The organism is Vannielia litorea, assembly GCF_018424695.1.
Taxonomy (GTDB): Bacteria; Pseudomonadota; Alphaproteobacteria; order Rhodobacterales; family Rhodobacteraceae; genus Vannielia; species Vannielia litorea_A.
Window position 1 is genome coordinate 1 of the sequence record NZ_QTNQ01000082.1, and the last position, 17,830, is coordinate 17,830.

Annotated in this window: 18 protein-coding genes; 9 read left to right on the plus strand and 9 right to left on the minus strand. The window is 66.6% G+C overall.

The genetic code is table 11. The annotated features are described in order from the left end of the window. The first annotated feature begins 57 nt into the window (after nucleotides 1–57). Complete coding sequence (pncB, locus tag DYI42_RS19675; protein WP_213548279.1) at nucleotides 58–1,350, plus strand: nicotinate phosphoribosyltransferase; 1,293 nt, start codon at nucleotides 58–60, stop codon at nucleotides 1,348–1,350. Beyond that, on the plus strand, nucleotides 1,347–2,177 hold the full coding sequence (locus tag DYI42_RS19680; RefSeq protein ID WP_213548281.1) for a sulfite exporter TauE/SafE family protein: 831 nt from the start codon (nucleotides 1,347–1,349) through the stop codon (nucleotides 2,175–2,177). The genes pncB and DYI42_RS19680 overlap by 4 nt, the downstream gene beginning before the upstream one ends. Before the next feature lie 25 nt (nucleotides 2,178–2,202). Here DYI42_RS19680 and arfB read toward each other — a convergent pair whose 3' ends face one another. The 5 genes from arfB to DYI42_RS19705 form a co-directional block, all read right to left on the minus strand. Next, nucleotides 2,203–2,628, minus strand: coding sequence for an alternative ribosome rescue aminoacyl-tRNA hydrolase ArfB (gene arfB / locus DYI42_RS19685; protein ID WP_213548283.1), 426 nt, complete (start codon nucleotides 2,626–2,628; stop codon nucleotides 2,203–2,205). Between the two features lie 259 nt (nucleotides 2,629–2,887). Next, a complete protein-coding gene (locus DYI42_RS19690; protein WP_213548285.1) occupies nucleotides 2,888–3,514 on the minus strand; it encodes a queuosine precursor transporter in 627 nt (208 codons plus the stop codon). A 93-nt stretch (nucleotides 3,515–3,607) separates the two neighbouring features. Further along, nucleotides 3,608–4,513: an esterase-like activity of phytase family protein gene (locus DYI42_RS19695; protein WP_213548287.1), complete on the minus strand. Its 906-nt coding sequence runs from the start codon at nucleotides 4,511–4,513 to the stop codon at nucleotides 3,608–3,610. Further along, nucleotides 4,486–5,403: a penicillin-insensitive murein endopeptidase gene (gene mepA / locus DYI42_RS19700; protein WP_213548307.1), complete on the minus strand. Its 918-nt coding sequence runs from the start codon at nucleotides 5,401–5,403 to the stop codon at nucleotides 4,486–4,488. The genes DYI42_RS19695 and mepA overlap by 28 nt, the downstream gene beginning before the upstream one ends. After that, entirely contained in the window at nucleotides 5,403–6,740 is a 1,338-nt protein-coding gene (locus tag DYI42_RS19705; RefSeq protein ID WP_213548289.1) for an MFS transporter, read from the minus strand. The genes mepA and DYI42_RS19705 overlap by 1 nt, the downstream gene beginning before the upstream one ends. A 113-nt stretch (nucleotides 6,741–6,853) precedes the next feature. Between DYI42_RS19705 and DYI42_RS19710 the strand changes: the two genes are divergently transcribed. Together DYI42_RS19710 and DYI42_RS19715 are read left to right on the plus strand one after the other, a co-directional pair. After that, complete coding sequence (locus tag DYI42_RS19710) at nucleotides 6,854–7,594, plus strand: hypothetical protein (protein WP_213548292.1); 741 nt, start codon at nucleotides 6,854–6,856, stop codon at nucleotides 7,592–7,594. An 87-nt stretch (nucleotides 7,595–7,681) separates the two neighbouring features. Further along, nucleotides 7,682–8,383: a hypothetical protein gene (locus DYI42_RS19715; protein ID WP_213548293.1), complete on the plus strand. Its 702-nt coding sequence runs from the start codon at nucleotides 7,682–7,684 to the stop codon at nucleotides 8,381–8,383. Between the two features lie 53 nt (nucleotides 8,384–8,436). Here DYI42_RS19715 and DYI42_RS19720 read toward each other — a convergent pair whose 3' ends face one another. Next, a complete protein-coding gene (locus DYI42_RS19720; RefSeq protein ID WP_213548295.1) occupies nucleotides 8,437–9,612 on the minus strand; it encodes an acetyl-CoA C-acyltransferase family protein in 1,176 nt (391 codons plus the stop codon). 135 nt (nucleotides 9,613–9,747) lie between these two features. Between DYI42_RS19720 and DYI42_RS19725 the strand changes: the two genes are divergently transcribed. The 3 genes from DYI42_RS19725 to DYI42_RS19735 are packed head-to-tail and all read left to right on the plus strand — an operon-like array spanning nucleotide 9,748 to nucleotide 12,205. Then, nucleotides 9,748–10,368, plus strand: coding sequence for an HAD family hydrolase (locus DYI42_RS19725; RefSeq protein ID WP_213548296.1), 621 nt, complete (start codon nucleotides 9,748–9,750; stop codon nucleotides 10,366–10,368). Continuing rightward, nucleotides 10,365–11,276 carry an ornithine cyclodeaminase family protein gene (locus tag DYI42_RS19730; RefSeq protein WP_213548297.1) on the plus strand — a complete coding sequence of 304 codons (912 nt, stop codon included), beginning with the start codon at nucleotides 10,365–10,367 and terminating at the stop codon, nucleotides 11,274–11,276. The genes DYI42_RS19725 and DYI42_RS19730 overlap by 4 nt, the downstream gene beginning before the upstream one ends. Next, complete coding sequence (locus DYI42_RS19735; protein WP_213548298.1) at nucleotides 11,273–12,205, plus strand: alpha/beta fold hydrolase; 933 nt, start codon at nucleotides 11,273–11,275, stop codon at nucleotides 12,203–12,205. The genes DYI42_RS19730 and DYI42_RS19735 overlap by 4 nt, the downstream gene beginning before the upstream one ends. Here the strand turns inward: DYI42_RS19735 and DYI42_RS19740 are convergent. Further along, the gene (locus DYI42_RS19740; protein WP_213548299.1) at nucleotides 12,202–12,843 is read right to left on the minus strand and encodes a hypothetical protein; all 642 of its coding nucleotides are present in this window, start codon (nucleotides 12,841–12,843) and stop codon (nucleotides 12,202–12,204) included. The genes DYI42_RS19735 and DYI42_RS19740 overlap by 4 nt on opposite strands. Then, on the minus strand, nucleotides 12,840–14,084 hold the full coding sequence (locus tag DYI42_RS19745; RefSeq protein WP_213548300.1) for an MFS transporter: 1,245 nt from the start codon (nucleotides 14,082–14,084) through the stop codon (nucleotides 12,840–12,842). The genes DYI42_RS19740 and DYI42_RS19745 overlap by 4 nt, the downstream gene beginning before the upstream one ends. Before the next feature lie 134 nt (nucleotides 14,085–14,218). Between DYI42_RS19745 and zapE the strand changes: the two genes are divergently transcribed. Next, entirely contained in the window at nucleotides 14,219–15,310 is a 1,092-nt protein-coding gene (gene zapE / locus DYI42_RS19750) for a cell division protein ZapE (RefSeq protein ID WP_213548301.1), read from the plus strand. Between the two features lie 255 nt (nucleotides 15,311–15,565). Here zapE and glyA read toward each other — a convergent pair whose 3' ends face one another. After that, nucleotides 15,566–16,855, minus strand: a complete 1,290-nt coding sequence (gene glyA, locus DYI42_RS19755) for a serine hydroxymethyltransferase (protein ID WP_213548303.1) — start codon at nucleotides 16,853–16,855, stop codon at nucleotides 15,566–15,568. Between the two features lie 174 nt (nucleotides 16,856–17,029). Between glyA and DYI42_RS19760 the strand changes: the two genes are divergently transcribed. Then, nucleotides 17,030–17,794, plus strand: coding sequence for an NAD kinase (locus DYI42_RS19760; protein ID WP_213548305.1), 765 nt, complete (start codon nucleotides 17,030–17,032; stop codon nucleotides 17,792–17,794). Nucleotides 17,795–17,830: the final 36 nt, after the last annotated feature.

Here is a 17,830-nt window from a genome sequence, read left to right on the forward strand (position 1 = left end):
GCTGGACTCCCCCGGCCCCCCTTGCTTTAACCGTCCGGCACCACCCCGGAGGACCAGATGGTCGACATCGCCAGCCGCGTCTATAACCACAAGTGGAAGATCGACCCCATCGTGCGATCGCTCATCGACACGGATTTCTACAAGCTGCTGATGTGCCAGTCGGTGTTTCGCAACAAGCCCGACACGCAGGTGACCTTCAGCCTGATCAACCGGACCAAGTCGGTGCCGCTGGCCAAGCTGATCGACGAGGGCGAGCTGAGGGAGCAGCTCGACCACATCCGCTCGCTCTCGCTGACCCGGGGTGAGAGCACATGGCTGCGCGGCAACACCTTTTACGGCAAGCGGCAGATGTTCCGGCCGGACTTCATGGAGTGGTTCGAGAACCTGCGGCTGCCCGCCTACCACCTTGAGCGGGTGGGCGACCAGTATGAGCTGACATTTGAAGGCTCCTGGCCCGAAGTGATGCTTTGGGAGATCCCGGCGCTGGCGGTGCTGATGGAGCTGCGGGGCCGCGCGGTGCTCAACGAGATGGCCCGGTTCGAGCTTCAAGTGCTCTATGCCCGAGCGATGACCAAGTTGTGGGAGAAAATCGAGCGGCTGCGCGAGGTCGAGGGCCTGCGGCTGGCGGATTTCGGTACGCGGCGGCGGCATTCGTTTTTGTGGCAGGACTGGTGCGTGCGGGCGATGGTGGAAGGGCTGGGCGACAAGTTTACCGGCACTTCCAATTGCCTGATCGCCAAGAACCGTGACCTTGAGGCGATTGGCACCAATGCGCACGAGCTGCCCATGGTCTATGCCGCATTGGCCGAGGATGATGCCGCGCTGGCCCGCGCGCCCTATGACGTGCTGAGTGACTGGCACGAGGAGCATGACGGCAACCTGCGGATCATCCTGCCCGACACCTATGGCACCGAGGGGTTTCTTGCGAATGCGCCCGACTGGCTGGCCGGGTGGACGGGCATCAGGATCGATTCCGGCGACCCGGCAACGGGGGCCGAGGTGGCGATCAACTGGTGGAAATCGCGCGGGGAAGACCCGACGCAGAAGCTGGTGATCTTCTCCGACGGGCTCGACGTGGAGAAGATCGAGGAGCTTTCGGCCCAGTTCCGGGGTCGGGTGCGGGTGTCTTTCGGCTGGGGGACGCTGTTGACCAATGACTTCCGCGGCCTGACGCCGGGCGATGCGCTGGCGCCGTTCTCCCTTGTCTGCAAGGCGGTTTCGGCCAACGGGCGGCCGACGGTGAAGCTTTCGGACAACCCGAAGAAGGCGATGGGGTCTGCCGAGGAGATCGCCCGCTACAAGCGGGTGTTCGACGTGGGCGCGCAAGAGGCGATGGAGGTGGTTGTTTGAGCGACACCTATTCGCTGGGCCTGCTGTTTGCGCTGGCCGTGGGGCTGGTGGCGACGGGGGCCGTGGCCGGGGTGCTGGCCGGGCTTTTGGGCGTGGGCGGCGGTATCGTGATCGTGCCGGTGCTGTTCTGGCTGTTCGACTGGCTGGGGGTGCCCGATGCGGTGGCCATGCATGTCGCTGTTGCGACCTCGCTTGCAACCATCATCCCGACCTCCATCAGCTCGGCGCGGTCGCACCATAAGAAGGGGGCGATCGACGCGGCCTTGTTGAAGAGCTGGGCGCCGGTGATCTTTGTTGGGGCGTTGATCGGCGGGCTGCTGTCGAAGGTGATTGCATCGAGCGGGCTGACGCTGATCTTCGGGGTGATCGCGCTGCTGGTGTCGATCAACATGGCACTCCCCAAGAAGATCGTGCTGGCCGATGAGCTGCCGCAAGGGCCGATTGCGCGGGGGCTGGTGCCGGGGTTCATCGGGGTGTTCTCGGCGCTGATGGGGATTGGGGGCGGCACGCTTTCGGTGCCGACGCTGACGGCGTTTTCCTTTCCGGTGCATCGCGCGGTGGGCACGGCGGCGGCCTTCGGGCTGGTGATTGCCGTGCCTGCGGTGATCGGGTTTGTCTGGTCGGGGATCGGGGTGCCGCTGAGGCCGCCCTATTCGCTGGGCTACGTGTCGATCCCGGCGGCGGTGCTGATCTTCTCGGCCTCGGTCTTCACCGCGCCGGTGGGGTCCAACATCGCTCACCGGCTGAACCCGGCACGCCTCAAGCTTGCCTTTGCGGCCTTCCTCTTCCTCTCGGCGCTGAAGATGCTCTGGTCGGCGCTCGGGTAGCCACGAATTTTCGTACGAAAGTTCGTCAGGCCTCGGGGTCGACCTTGCCGCGCATCGCCTTGACCTCGCCGCGGACCTTCTTGGCCTTGAGCCTCCGCTTTTTCGAGCCCAGCGTCGGGCGGGTGGGGATGCGGCGTTTGGGCTTTTCGCAGGCCTTGCGGATCAACTCAGCCAGCCGCTCGCGGGCCAGTTCGCGGTTTTGCGCCTGGCTGCGGGTGTCCTGCACGAAGAGCAGCACCTCGCCGGCCTCGGTCCAGCGGCGACCGGCCAGACGGCGCAGGCGGGTCTTCACCGGGGGCGGCAGGTTGGGTGAGTTGGCGGCGGCAAAGCGCAGCTCGACTGCCGTGCTCACCTTGTTCACGTTCTGCCCGCCGGGGCCCTGGGCGGTGGTGAAGACCTCCGCAAGCTCCCAATCCTCGATGGTGATCTGATCGTTGACCCGTATCGGCATGATCCCGAACCTAGCGCCTTGCTGCTCTCAATCAAAAGGGCCGCCCCGGATGCCGGAGCGGCCCTATCGAACTGTTTTGGAGGCGAGGTCCGGTTAGACCATCGGCCAAAAGCGACATTCACGCCGCAGGGTTTGCCCTACGTGCGAACCTCCGCTGTTGTCCCGACACCTCTCTCCAATGTAGCTCTCGACACTGGATCACCTCCTTTCAGCTGTTTCAAAAACGCAAGTTCAGCGTGAATCAGGAGGTGCGCGCCTGTCAAACTTTTTCTGCCCGCGCGAAAGACGCGGTGATGAGGCGGAAAGGGATGAGGGCGAGGGCGGCCAGCGCCAGCTTCACGCCCCAGTCGGCGACGGCGAGCGAGACCCAGAGCGGGGCCACGGGGCCTTGTCCCAAAAGGGGAACGCCCTCTTGCGCCCAGCCTGGCACGTTCCCCGGCTCCAGCCCGTTGAAGGTGGCGGAGAAGGCGAGGGAGAAGAAGATCACCGTATCGACGGTGCTTCCGAGGAGGGTGGAGCCGAGGGGGGCTTGCCACCATGCCCGCGCGCGCATCCGGTCAAACACCGCAACGTCCAACAATTGGGCAGAAAGAAAAGCGAGGCCCGAGCCGAGCGCGACGCGCAGGGTGACGAGCGGGCCGAACTCGCCCTGGATCTGGGAGCCGACGAAGGAGCAGGCGACGCCGACGACGAAACCGGCGATCACCACCTTGCGGGCGGTGCGGGCGCCGTAGAGGCGGTTCATCGTGTCGGTGACGAGGAAGGCGATGGGGTAGGTCAGCGCGCCCCATGTCAGCCAATCGCCCAGCAGATGCTGCACGAGGATGTTGGAGGCCACGACGACGGCAGCCATGGCGAGAACGCCGATGATGAGATTGGTCTTCATGGTGTGGCCCGTTTTTGCAAGGTGGTCGGGGACTTGGCCCCGCACCCTGCGGGACGGCGGGGGCATAACGCCAGCCCGGCCACATTGCAACACCTAGTCGTCCAGCATGACCTCGACGATCTCGCTGCGCTGGTAGCCGTTGAAGTTGTCGTCCGAGACCATCACCGCGCGAAGCTGCCCGCGCGCGTCGCGCCAGAGCGACAGGCCTTCGAGGTTGCCATGGGTGAGCGCGCCGGTTTCGTAGAGCACGCGGGCGGGCCAGATATCGCCTGTCATCTCGTGGCGGGTAATGCGGGAGGAGAAGCCGTAGCCGGTGAAGTGGCGCCAGAGCAGGGTAAAGCGGCCCTTGTCATCGAAGTCGGCGCCCACGGGCAACCATTCGCCCTGCCGCTCGACGCTGCCGACGATCTGCCAGACGCCATCGGCGTAGCGGTAGACCGGGAAGGGGCGCGAGTAGGCGCCGGAGCGTTCCGGCAGGGTATAGAGCGCGCCTTCGGCATCAATGGCGAGGGCCTCCAGCGCGGAATTGCTCTGGAGCGTCTTGAAATCGGGATGGCGGGGCATCCACGCGGCCTCGCCTCCCTGCATGATGTCATCGCCGCGCCAGGTCCAGATCCTGTGATAGCCTTCGAAACTCACGTAGAAACGGCCATTGTCGCGCCGCGCCAGCCCCTCGGAGTCGCTTTCGTAGCCGTTCACAAGGTGGCCGTCGGGATCGGTCAGGCGGGTATGGTGCAGCACCTCCAGCCCGGTGAGCGTGCCCGCCTCGTTGCGAGTGAGCCGCCCCTCGGCCAGTGCGGCGCGGTCGGAGAGCGCCCAGAAGCGGGTGCCGTCATTCGACACCTCGATGCCGGAGAAGCCGCCGAAGCGCCGGTCTTCGTCGCTGCTGCCAAGGCTCACCGACGCCACGCGCCCACCCCCTTGCCCTGCCGCGAGGGCGAGGCCGGAGAGAAGCGCGAGCGCGGTGAGGCTTAGTCCGAGTTGAGAACGCCGACGCATGAGCGGGGCAGATCGGCCATGGTGAAATCGCGCGGGTGCTTCTTGCGCGGTGCGGCCTTTTTCTTGTCGCCGGCCTTCACCTTGGGCGGGTTCAGGTAATCGGTCACCCACCATTGCAGGGTCTCGTCGCAGCCGTCGCCGCCCTTGGAGAGCTCATCGACAGAGGGCTGCTGGGTGACGCATTCACGGTCGCCGCGCGGGCATTTGAGGCGAACGTGGAAGTGGTAGTGGTGACCATAGAGCGGGCGGATCTTTTGCAGCCATTTTTTGTCACGCCGCTTGGCCCGCTCGCAGAGGAAGATCTTGACCGGGGGCGTGACGAAGATGCGGTCCACCGCCGGGTCGCGCGCGGCGAGTTCCAGCACGGCGGCATGCGCCCCTGTCCAGTTGCCGTTGACCGACTTCTGGCTTTTGGCCCGCACCGAGATGGCCGAGATATTCTCGCGGGCGCTGCGTGAGAGGCGCAGGCTTTTGGGCTTGTTCATCCAGATGTCGATATCGAGGCCGATCTGGTGGCTGGAGTGGCCCGAGGTCATCGGGCCGCCGCGCGGTTGCGAGATGTCGCCGATGTAGAGCCCGGGCCAGCCGAATTTGCGCACGCCGGACGATAGCCGCTGGATGAAGGCAATGGTTTCGGGGTGGCCCCAGTTGCGGTTGCGCGAGAGGCGCATGGCCTGCCATGTCGGCCCGGTCTCGGGCAGCTCGACAAGGCCCGCGGCGCAGCCCTTGGAGTAGAAGCCGATGGATTCGGGGCGTTGCCGTGAGCCTTCGGGGTGCGACCCGAAGAGGCGGTTGGCCTTTTGCTGCGCCTCGGCGGGCGCGGGAGCCAGCGCAGGCACGAGGGCCACGGCGAGGGCGATGGAAAGGGAAGTCAGGGCTGCTCGGATCATCATTGCTTTACTGCTCCGTCCGGTTTCACCCAGAGTAGCAGAATGAGGCCAATAATGAAGAGGCCGATCAGGGGTGTGACCCCAAGTTGCTGTGATCCGGTGAGCGTTGTCGCCACGCCGATGGAGATGGGCGCGATGAAGGAGGTGGCCTTGCCCGCCAGCGCGTAGAGCCCGAAGGCCTCTGTCATCCGCGCGGGGTTGGCCTGGCGCACCATCATGGTGCGTGAGGCGGCCTGAAGCACCCCGCCCGCCGCGCCGATCACGGCGCCGAGCAGGTAGAAGGCGAGGTCGGGCAACTGGCTGTCGGCCCCGACCGGCACGAGGAACACGCTTTCGCGGCTGACCAGAACCACCGAGACGGCCACGCCGGTGAGCACGAGAACGCAGGTGACGATCACCGGCTTGGGGCCGAAGGCCACATCGGCCCGCCCGCCGATCCAGGCAAAGACGGCGCCAGTGATGATGGCGAGGATGCCGAAGATGCCGGTCTGCACCACCGACCAGCCGAGCACGCCCGCCGCGTAGATGCCGCCGAAGGTATACATGCCGTTCAGCGCGTCGCGGTAGAACATCGACGAGGTGAGGTAGGCCAGCAGCGAGGGCGATTGCGGCAGGGTGCGCAGGGTGTTGCCCAGCCCGCTGAGGGCCTTTTTTACCGCGCCGGCGGAGGGCTTCTCGCGGCGCGGGTCGCGGACCCAGAGGAAGAAGGGCACCATGAAGACGACATACCAAAGCGCGGTCAGCGGCCCGACGGCGCGGGTGCCTTCACGGGTTTCGGGGTCGAGTCCGAACAGGGGGGAGAGGCCGGCCATGGTTTTGCCGGTTGTCGGGCTTTCGGCGAAAAAGACCAGCATGATGACCAGCGCGAAGAGGCCGCCAACGTAACCGAAGGCCCAGCCGTTGCCCGAGATGCGGCCGATCTCCTCCCGTGTGCCGAGATCGGGCAGCATCGAGTTGGTGAAGATGGTGGCGAACTCCATGCCGATCAGGCCGATGGCGAAGAAGATGAGCGTGCGGGTGAGGTCGAAATCGGTTGGCTCGGCCCACCACAGGCCATAGGCGCCCAGCACGTAGAGCACCGAAAAGCCCCAGATCCAGCGCACGCGGCGGCCCGAGGTGTCGGCCATGGCGCCAAGGATGGGGGCGAGCAGGGCGATGACGATGCCCGCCGCGCCCACGCCGAAACCCCATGCGGCCTGCGCGCGGCTGCCGTCTTCCAGCACCGATCCGACGTAGGGCGCGAAGATGAAGGTGAGCAGCAGGGTGTTGTAGGGTTGGGAAGCCCAATCGAAGAAAAACCAGCCCCAGATGCGCTTTTTCGCCGATATGTCTGCCATGCCCTGCCCCTTCGCTCGGCTTCATAGAGCATTGATCCGGCGTGCGGTGCAACTGCGCATTGCGGGGCCGCCGACGCTTGAATATTGTCGGGCAAAACCGAGCAGAGTGGCCGATGTTTCGTCCGATCAACCTGATAATCCTTGCCGTCCTCGTGGCGGGCGTTGCGCTGGTTGCGCGCGAGACGATGCGCCGTGGAGGCCCGACGCCTGCGGAGGTGGCTGCCGCCTCCGAGCAGGTGGTGATCGGGCGCACCTACCGGGTGGACCGGGGCTTTGTGCAGCGCACCGGCAAGGCGCCGGGCGTGGCGTTTCAGATCATCCTGCCCAAGCGGCCCGAGCAGACCCACCAGATCGGAGTGGAGGAACTGCCCGAGGGCGGCGTGGTGCAGTTCAACTTCCGCGCGGAAGACGAAGCCTTCCTCGAGAGCCTGTTCATGGCGCCGATCCGCATTCCGATGGGTGAGATGGACGCGCGCCTCGGCGCAATCGGGCCGAAGCTCGCCGAGCAGGGCCCGGCGCTGCTGAGTCAGAAGTTCGAGGAGGTCACTTCGGGCGAGGTGCGCGAAATCCGGCTGGGCGCGGGCGAGGGCTATCGCGCCCTGGAACTCACCGGCACCTACCTCGATCCGCGCGACGAGGCGCGCTATACCTATCGCTTCATTGCCCTGCCCGATCCGGCGCGGCCCGAGAGCCTCTATGCCGTGAGCCATGTCAACCAGGCGTATCGGGAGATCGCGGATGGGGACTTCTCGGATAGCCTCACCGGCATGGCGCTTTCCACCCTGCGGCTGACCGCCCCGCCGGTGCAGGACACGGCAGGCCAGCCCGGGGAGAGCGAGGAGCCTTCACAATAGCGGGCGTTTGCGGCTGCGGGCTTTCCCTTTGTGCCGGGGCGCGGCTAGACTGCGGCCATTCATAGTCTCAGACCGGATAGCTTTTAGATGATGCGTTTTCCTGCCCTCCTCACGGCTCTCACCCTCGCCGCCGCGCCGCTTGCGGCCCAATCCGCCGGCGACGCGCCCGAGCCCGAACTTGCTGCGCAAACCGCCGAGCTTGGGGGCTTCAGCCTCAACCTCGCCTCGACCGATGACATCGTGGCGGGCGAGACCTTCAAGGCGGATGCGGACTATCTTACCAAGCACGGCAAGCCCGATGCAGCGCCTTTCGCCGTGGTCGTCCCGCTTTCGGGCGATGGCAGCTACGAGAGCCGGGTGGTGGAAACGCCCCAGGTCGGGCTGGTGAAGTTCGTCTTTTCCACGCCGGGCGGCGGGCTGGTTGAATCGATCACCTTCAGCGAGCTGACGCTGCCCGAGGCGGACGAAGACATGCGGATGGATTACCTGCGCGAGATGCTGCTGGCCGTCGCCGTGGGCCAGTTCGTCAACGGCAAGCCCGACGCCAGCCGTCAGAACGTGCGCAAGGTGAGTGTTGGCCGGAACAGCGCGGTCGAGATCTTCGGCACCTACCGGCACGAGGATTACGGGCTGATTCACTGGCGGATGGTCGGCGTGCCCAACCCGAATGGGAATGCCGGTGTTGTGGCACTGGCGCAGATTTCAGAGGAGGCGGTGCCGATCGGCTCGCCCGATGATTTCCCGGCCACGCTGTCGGGCCGGGTGTTGGAGAGTTTCGGCTTCGAGTGAGGCCCAAAGCGCTTCCAGCCACTTAAGTCAGAGCGCTTCCAGCGTGTTTCTGGTCAGAGCGCTTCCAGCGCTACCGCAATCCCCTGACCGCCGCCGATGCACATGGTGACAAGCGCGCGCTTGCCGCCAGTGCGCTCCAGCTCGTAAAGCGCCTTGACGGTGATGATCGCGCCCGTCGCCCCGACCGGGTGGCCAAGGGCGATGGCGCCGCCGTTGGGGTTGACCTTGGATGCGTCGAGCCCGAGGCCGCGGTTGACGGCGATGGCCTGCGCGGCGAAGGCCTCGTTGCTTTCGATCACGTCGAAATCATCCACGCTGAGGCCGGTGCGGGCGCAGAGGGCCTGCACGGCGGGGACCGGGCCGATGCCCATGACGTGGGGGCTGACGCCCGCGTGGGCATAGCCGATGACGCGGGCGCGCGGCTTCAGGCCCGCCTTCTCGGCAGCCTCGGCGCGGGCCAGCACCAGCGCCGCTGCCCCGTCATTGATGCCGCTGGCGTTGCCCGCCGTCACGGTGCCGTCTTTCTGGAAGGCGGGGCGGAGGCCTGCGAGCTTTTCGGCGGAGGTGGCCTTGGGGTGCTCGTCGGTGGCGAAGGGCACCATCTCGCGCTTCACCCGGATCTCCACCGGCACGATCTGGCTTTGAAAGCGGCCCTCGGCGATGGCGGCTGCCGCCCTGTTCTGGCTTTCGAGCGCGAAGTTGTCCTGATCGGCGCGGCTGACCTGATGCTCGGCGGCGACATTCTCTGCCGTCACCCCCATGTGGCCGGTGCCGAAGGGGCAGTTGAGGGCGCCGAGCATCATATCCAGGGACTTGATATCGCCCATCTTCTGGCCCCAGCGGGCCTCGGGCATGATGTAGGGCGAGCGGCTCATGCTCTCGGCCCCGCCTGCAAGGGCGAAGTCAGAATCGCCCATCGCAAGCGCCTGCGTGGCCGAGACGATGGCCTGCGCGCCGGAGCCACAGAGGCGATTGACGTTCATCGCCGGGGTGCTCTCGGGGATGCCCGCCTCCATCGCCGCGACGCGGCTCAGGTACATGTCGCGCGGCTCGGTGTTGATGACATGGCCACACACCACGTGGCCGATCTGCCCCGGCTCCACGCCTGCGCGCTGCATCGCTTCGCGGGCCGCAACCGCGCCAAGCTGGGCGGGCGGCGTGCTGGCGAGGGCCCCGCCGAAGGTGCCGATGGCGGTGCGCGCACCGTCGAGAATCACGATATCGTCCATGGGGGCCTCCTCTGCCGTTTGACCCGAGTGTAGCCGCGATGCGCCCCCGGGCAACCGGCGCAACGCGCGCAGGGGGTTGAGGGCCGCAACGTCAGATGGTTGAGTTTGTCGCGACACTCCCGGAAAGGACTCTCCATGCCCGTCAGCGCCGTCATCTTCGACATCGGCAACGTCTTGATCGAGTGGAACCCAGAGCGGTTCTACGATGCCGAGATCGGTCGGGAGCGGCGCGAGCGGCTGTTTGCCGAAGTGGACCTGCACGGCATGAACGACCGGGTGGACCGGGGCGAGACCTTTCGGGACATGGTGATGGAGACGGCGGCGGCCAATCCTGACTGGATGGCTGAAATCACCCTCTGGCACGACCGTTGGATCGAGATGGCACAGCCCGCGATCGACCATTCGGTGCGGCTGCTGCGCGCGCTCCGGGCGGGGGGCGTGCCAGTGTTCGCCCTGTCGAACTTCGGCATCCAGAGCTTCGAGCTGGGCGAACGCCACTACCCGTTTCTGGCCGAGTTCGACAAACGCTACATCTCGGGCCACATGGGCGTGGCCAAGCCGGACCCGGAGATATACGCCATGGTCGAGGCGGATTGCGGCGTGGCCCCCGAGGCCCTGCTGTTTGCCGACGACCGGCCCGACAACATCGCCATGGCGCAATCGCGCGGTTGGCAGACGCATCTCTTCGACGGACCCGGCGGGCTGGCGGAGCGGCTGGTGGCCGAGGGGTTGCTCGGGGAGGACAGAGCAAGATGACCACACCAAAGTTTATAACCTATGAACAGGGCGAAGCCGCGCTGAACTGGATCGGCCTGACGGATGCGCTGGCCAAGGGGCACAGCCTGCCGAAGGCCGAGATCGAGGACAGCTTTCTCTATCGCGGCGACGACACGATGCTGAGCCGCGCTGCCTGGATCGACGGGCTGGGCGCGCTGGTCAAGACGGCGACGATCTTTCCCGGCAATTCCGCCGTGGGCAAGCCTGCGGTGAACGGGGCGGTGGCGCTGTTTTCCGACGCCACGGGCGAGGCCGAGGCCTTCGTGGATTTCCACCTCGTGACCAAGTGGAAGACGGCGGGAGACAGCCTGCTGGCCGCCCGTCGCCTGGCCCGGCCGGAGAGCCGGAACATCCTCATCCTGGGCGCGGGCACGGTGGCGGCCTCGCTGATCGGGGCCTATACGGCGGGTTTTCCGGGGGCCTCCTTTACCCTGTGGAACCGCACCGCCGGGCGCGCCGCGCATCTGGCCGAAGAGACCGGGGCCCGCGTGGCGGGCGATCTGGAGGCGGCGGTGGCAGAGGCCGACATCATCGCCACGGCCACGATGAGCACCGAGCCGGTGCTGCGCGGCGCGTGTCTGCAACCTGGCCAGCACATCGACCTCATCGGCGCCTACCGGCCCGACATGCGGGAGGCCGACGACGAGGTGCTCAAACGCGCCCGGCTCTTCGTGGACAGCCGCGACACCACGCTGGGCCATATCGGCGAGCTGAAGGATCCGCTGGCGCGCGGGGTGATCTCCGAAAGCGATGTGCTGGCCGATTTCTACCAGCCCGACCTCTTCCGCCGCGAAAGCGCCGAGGAGATCACGGTGGCCAAGAACGGTGGTGGCGCACACCTCGATCTGATGACGGCACGACATATCCTCGACACGGTCGGGGCGTGAGCCTCTGGCTGGTGATTGTGGCCGCGGGTGGCGCGGCGCTTGTTGCCCTTCCGCTGCTGGCATGGCTCTTCTGCCGCTCTCGCAAGAGGGCCCGCGCGGGGCTGCCCGGGCGATTGGTGCCGCTTGAAGACGGGCTGACCCGCGTTACCTCAGACGGCCTGCCGGGCCGACCGATTGCGGTGCTGGTGCATGGGCTGACGACGCCCTCCTGGGTGTTCGACGCGATCGCGGACGGGCTCGTGGTGCAGGGCTGGCAGGTGCTGCGCCATGATCTCTGGGGGCGGGGCGGCTCGGACATGCCGGGAAAGGCGCAGGGGCCGGACCTGTTCGTGAGACAACTCGCCGGTGTGATCGATGCGGAGCACCCGGGCGAGCGGGTTCTGCTGGTGGGCTACTCCATGGGTGCCGCGATTTCCATTGCATATGCAGAGGCTTACCCGGAGCGCGTGCGGGGCCTTGCGATGCTGGCCCCGGCGGGGCTGGGCCACAGGTTGGACAGGTTCACCCGGTTCTGCGTCGCAACCCCCGTGCTGGGAGACTGGCTTTGGGCGGTGTTCGCCGGAATGGGCCTGCGTGCGCAGGCGCGGCGGGCGGCTGCGCAGGGGCCGTCTTCGGTGGAGGATATCACCGCACGTCTCGCCGCGGAGAGCCGCACGCGGGGCTACCGTCGCGCCGTGCTTTCCTCGCTGCGGCACATGCTGAAACAGCGGATGGGGCCGGTGCTGACGGAGCTTGACGGGAAGGGCCTGCCGATGCTGGCCGTCTGGGGCGGAGAGGACGGGCTGATTGCCCGCGCCGCGCCCGAGCGGATGGCCCGCCGCGCGCCGGGTTGCGCACAGGTGACGGTGCGCGGGGCGGGGCATGGGCTGCCGCACACCCACCCGCGCGAGGTGCTGAAGGCGCTGAGAGGCTTTGCCGAAACGCTCTAGCGGTAGGCGGCTTTGCAGGCGCCCGAGCGGGGGGAGAGCGTGCAGGCGCGGCGATAGAGCGCCTCGGCGCGGGCCGCGTTGCGCCGGGTTCCGGGGGCGCCATCGCGGTAGATGTTGCCCTCCATGAAGCACCCCCATGCCGCGCCGCGCGTGCAGGCCTCGGTATAGGTTTGCAGCTGGCAGCCGGGCGCGGTGGCCTGCGCGGGCCGAGTGCCGGGGCGCCAGCTTCCGTTGCGGGCGGTGGCCGCCGCATTGACGCAGGCGTTGGCATTGCCGAGCGCACAGGCCCGCATGAAGAGCGGGTAGGTAAACTGGCTTTCCTCCTCCAGCGGTGCGGCGGTTTGCATCGCATGAGCCAGGTTGAAACAGGAGGACTGATCGCCCTTGAGGCACCTGTTGAGGCAGGCATTGGGCTTGCGGGCGCAGGAAGAGTCGCTGCGATAGGTGGTGTTCGACCGCCGGTAGACGGTGGCCGGACACTGCCGGAGCGTGGCAACAAAGGCCGGGTCCTTGGCGATTTTCAGCAGCACGGTGCGCATCGGCTGGGGCTGGTCACGCGCCCATGAGAGCGTGTCTTTTGCGGTTGCGGTCAGCGGTGTGAGAAGCAGGAGAAGGGCGGCGAGGGCGGTGCGGATCAAGCGGCAAGTCCTTGTGACGGCGTGCGATTTTCGCGGATCGGCAGGTGCACGAGTGCAGAGAAGGCCCCAACGCCGACGCCGATCCACCAGACCATCGTATAGTCGCCGTAGATGTCATACATCCGCCCACCGAGCCAGACGCCGATGAAGCTGCCCAGCTGGTGCGAGAAAAACACGATGCCGTAGAGCGTGCCCATGTAGCGCAGCCCGAAGATATGGGCGACGAGCCCCGAGGTGAGCGGCACGGTGGCCAGCCAGAGCGCGCCCATCAGCAGCGAGAAGAGCAGCACGGTGGCGGGCGTGATCGGGAAGAGGATGAAGGCCCCGGCGATGATGGTGCGGGCGGTGTAGATGCCCGCGAGCAGGTATTTCTTGGTGTAGCGCTTGCCGGCCCATCCGGCGGCGAGGGTGCCGGCGATGTTGGCGAGGCCGATCAGCGAGATGGCCACCGCGCCGAGCGCCGAGGTGGTGGAGATGCCGAGGCCCGCGAGCATTCCGCCGGCCTGGATCGGGGCGCACATTTCCGCCACCAGCGCGGGGAAGTGGGCGGTGACGAAGGCCAGCTGGTAGCCACAGGAGAAGAAGCCGAGGAAGATCAGGGTGAAGGACGGATCCTTGGCGGCGCGCACCAGCACCTGGCCGATGGATTCTTCCAGCTCGGAGCGGCTGGCCTGCACCGGCGAGCGCATCATTGGCAGCACGGCGAGCACGGCGATGATGGCGACGGCGAAGACGAGGAAGACCTGCTGCCAGGTGAGGAAGGTGAGCATCCATTCGGCCAGCGGCGCGCCGAAGACCTGCCCCGCCGAGCCAGCCGCCGTGGCGATGGCGAGGGACATGGAGCGGTTGTCATCCGAGCTGGCCCGCCCGACGACCGCGAGGATGACCCCGAATCCGGTGCCCGCGACGCCGAAACCAACAAGAATTTCAAGCAGTTGGTGCTGGAGCGGCGAGACGGCGACGGAGCTGAGGACGAGGCCCACGGCATAGAGCACTGCGCCCATGATGATGGCTTTCCGGTCGCCGATCTTTTCGGCGATGGCGCCGAAAATGGGCTGGCCGATGCCCCAGGCCAGGTTCTGGATGGCGATGGCGAGGGAAAACTCGGCGCGGGGCCAGTTGAACTCTTCCGCGATTGGAATCTGGAACACCCCGAAGCTGGCCCGGATGGCGAAGCCGACGAGGATGACGATGCAACCGCCGATCAGGACCGGGGTGAGGAGGGGGGCGCGGGTTTCCATGCCAGAAGATTGACGGACGCAAGTAATTCGTCAAATCGAATTTCGTGATGCAGTACATCACCTCATGTCATATGGGCCGCCTTTGGCAGCGGCTTGGGCTTCAATTCGGGCGGCGCGCAGGCTAGCACGGAGGCATGACTGCGACCCTGCCCGAAATTTACGACGCCCGCGTTGCGAACGGCACGCTGAAGGACGACCCCGTTCAACGCGATGCCTTGCCCGCCTTCGAGCGGGTGCGAGCCGCGCTGGAGGCTCGGCCGGAGCCGAAAGGGGGCCTGCGCGGCCTCTTTGGCGGCAAATCCGCGCCCGAGCCGGTGAAGGGGCTTTACCTGTGGGGCGGTGTGGGCCGGGGCAAATCCATGTTGATGGATATGTTCTACGAAAGCGTTAACAGTCCGAAGAAGCGCCGGGTGCATTTCCATGCCTTCATGCAGGAGATCCACGGCGCGCTGCATGAGGTGCGCAAGACCGGGGTGGACGATGCCATTCGGCCCGTGGCGGAGGATGTGGCGGGCAAGGTGGAGCTGCTCTGTTTCGACGAGATGCAGATCACCGATATCACCGATGCGATGATCGTGGGGCGGCTGTTCGAAAAGCTCTTTGCCGCCGGTGTGGCGGTGGTGACCACCTCGAACCGCCCGCCGAAAGACCTTTACAAGAACGGCCTCAACCGGCAGCTCTTCGTGCCCTTCATCGAGCTGCTGGAGGCCCGGATGGAGGTGCGCGAACTGGCCGCCGACACCGACTACCGGCAAGACAGGTTGGCCGGAAATCCGGTGTATTTCTCGCCACTTGGCGGGGAGGCGCGGGCGAAGATGGATGAGGTCTGGGCCGATCTTTCGGGGCCGGATGCCGAGCCGCTGACGCTGGTGGTGAAGAGCCGTGAGGTGGATCTGCCGCGCTTTAGCAACGGGGTGGCGCGGGCCAGCTTTTACGACCTTTGCGGCAAGGCATTGGGCCCTGCGGATTACCTCGCCATCGCCGAGGCGGCGCGGGTGCTGATGGTCGATGATATCCCCTGCCTGAGCCGCTCCAACTTCAACGAGGCCAAGCGTTTCGTGACGCTGGTGGATGCGCTTTACGAGGGCAAGGTGCGGCTGATCTGCTCGGCCGCCGACCAGCCGGAAAGCCTGTATCTGGAAGGCGAAGGCACCTTTGAATTCGAGCGCACGGCAAGCCGGTTGCGCGAGATGCAGGACGCCGAATGGGGGCGTTCGGAGGGGTAAGGAGCGGGCGTTAACCGTGGAAAGCGATGGGCAACACCCCATGCACAAGCGATGCACATCCTATGCACATGTCATTCGACATAAGGGGCTTTAATCAATGCACCGTACGGTGGGGCCGGGTGCGCTCGTCCGTCCTTCGAGACGTCCTCGCGACGGGCGCGGCGGGGAGCGCAAAAGGAAAACCCCGCCGGGTGGGCGGGGTTTTGGAAGGTGGGAGATCCTCGGGTCAGGCCCGAGGATGACGGCCCGCGCGGATCACTCGTAGAGCGGGAAGCGGGCGCAGAGGGCGGTGACTTCGGCCTTCACCTTTTCCTCGATCTCGGCGTTGCCCTCTTCGCCATTGGCGGCGAGGCCGTCGACGACAGCGACGATCCAGTCGGCGATCTGGCGGAACTCGGGTTCGCCGAAGCCGCGGGTGGTGCCAGCGGGCGCACCGAGGCGGATGCCGGAGGTGACGAAGGGCTTCTCGGGATCAAACGGGACGCCGTTCTTGTTGCAGGTGATGTGCGCCCGGCCGAGGGCGGACTCGGCGGCCTTGCCGGTCACTCCCTTGGGCCGCAGGTCGGCCAGCAGGAGGTGGTTGTCGGTGCCGCCGGAGACCACGTCGATCCCGCCCTTCTGGAGCTGGTCGGACATGGCTTGCGCGTTCTTCACCACCTGGGCCGCGTAGCTCTTGAACTCGGGGCGCAGGGCCTCGGCAAAGGCCACGGCCTTGGCGGCGATGACATGCATCAGCGGGCCGCCCTGGAGGCCGGGGAAGACGGCGGAGTTGATCTTCTTGGCGATGGCCTCGTCGTTGGTGAGGATCATTCCGCCGCGCGGGCCACGGAGCGACTTGTGCGTCGTCGTGGTGCAGACGTGGGCGTGGGGGATCGGCGAGGGGTGCGCGCCGCCCGCGACGAGGCCGGCGATATGGGCCATGTCGACGTGGAGGTAGGCGCCCACCTCATCGGCGATTTCGCGGAAGGCGGCCCAATCCCAGGTGCGGGAATAGGCGGTGCCGCCGGCGAGGATGAGCTTGGGCTTGTGCTCCAGCGCCTTGGCGCGGACCTCTTCCATGTCGAGCAGCTGATCCTGCTGGCGCACGCCGTAGCTGACCACGTTGAACCACTTGCCCGACATGTTGACGGGGGAGCCGTGGGTGAGGTGGCCGCCGGAGTTCAGGTCGAGGCCCATGAAGGTGTCGCCGGGCTGGAGCAGGGCGAGGAACACCGCCTGGTTCATCTGGGAGCCGGAGTTGGGCTGGACGTTGGCGAAGTTGCAGCCGAACAGCTCCTTGGCGCGCTCGATGGCGAGGGTTTCGGCGATATCGACGTATTGGCAGCCGCCGTAGTAGCGCTTGCCGGGGTAGCCTTCGGCATATTTGTTGGTCAGCACCGAGCCCTGGGCTTCGAGCACGGCCTTGCTCACGATGTTCTCGGAGGCGATCAGCTCGATCTCGTCGCGCTGGCGTCCGAGCTCCTGGCCGATGGCCTTGGCGATCTCCGGGTCGCGGCTGGCAAGCTCTTCGGTGAAAAATCCGCTGTCACGGTGGGGCGCGTTCATGGGGCTGGCCTCTTTGGATAAGGGAACGGTTGGCGCGGGTGTAGCCGATGCGGGGGCAGGGCAAAAGGGCTCAAAGCGGCGCAGCGCGGCGATTTGGCGGCATATCGGCGGACTTGTGTTTCGGATCGGCGCGGGCGAAGTCTGTGGGGAAACCTGGAGGATGCCCCCGAGGAGGTGCCGGTGGAGAAGATCGCCTTTCTGGCCGCAGAGACCCAGATTGCTGAAGAGGCGCGCCGCCATCTGGCCGGGCAGCATGGAGATGTGCCGGTGGAAGAGGCCGAGGTGATCGTGGCGCTGGGGGGCGACGGGCACATGCTGCAGACGCTGCGTGACACCCAGCATCTGGATACGCCGGTCTACGGGATGAACTGCGGGACCATCGGGTTCTTGATGAACGAATATGCCGAGCCGGCGCTGATCGAGCGGCTGGAGGCGGCGGAAGAAGAGGTGCTGCACCCGCTGAAGATGCGGGCCTTCACCGCGGACGGCGGCACCGAAGAGGTGCTGGCGATCAACGAGGTGAGCCTGTTGCGGCAGGGGCCGCAGGCGGCGAAGCTGCGCATTCAGGTGGATGGCCGGGTGCGGATGGATGAGCTGGTGTGCGATGGGGCGTTGCTGTGCACGCCCGCCGGATCGACCGCTTACAACTACTCCGCCCACGGGCCGATCCTGCCGATCGGCGCGGAGGTGCTTGCGCTGACGCCGATCGCCGCCTTCCGCCCGCGCCGCTGGCGGGGGGCCCTGCTGCCGATGGCCGCCGAGGTGCGGTTTGATGTGCTTCAGCCCAAGAAGCGCCCGGTGCGGGCCGAGGCCGACAGCCGGGCGGTGGAGAATGTGGTGACGGTGATCGTGCGGTCGGATGAGAGCATCACCCATCGGATATTGTTCGACCCCGGCCACGGGCTGGAAGAACGGCTGATCCGCGAGCAGTTTGCCTGAGGCGCGCGGGCCGAGCTCCCGCCCCCCTGTCTCTTA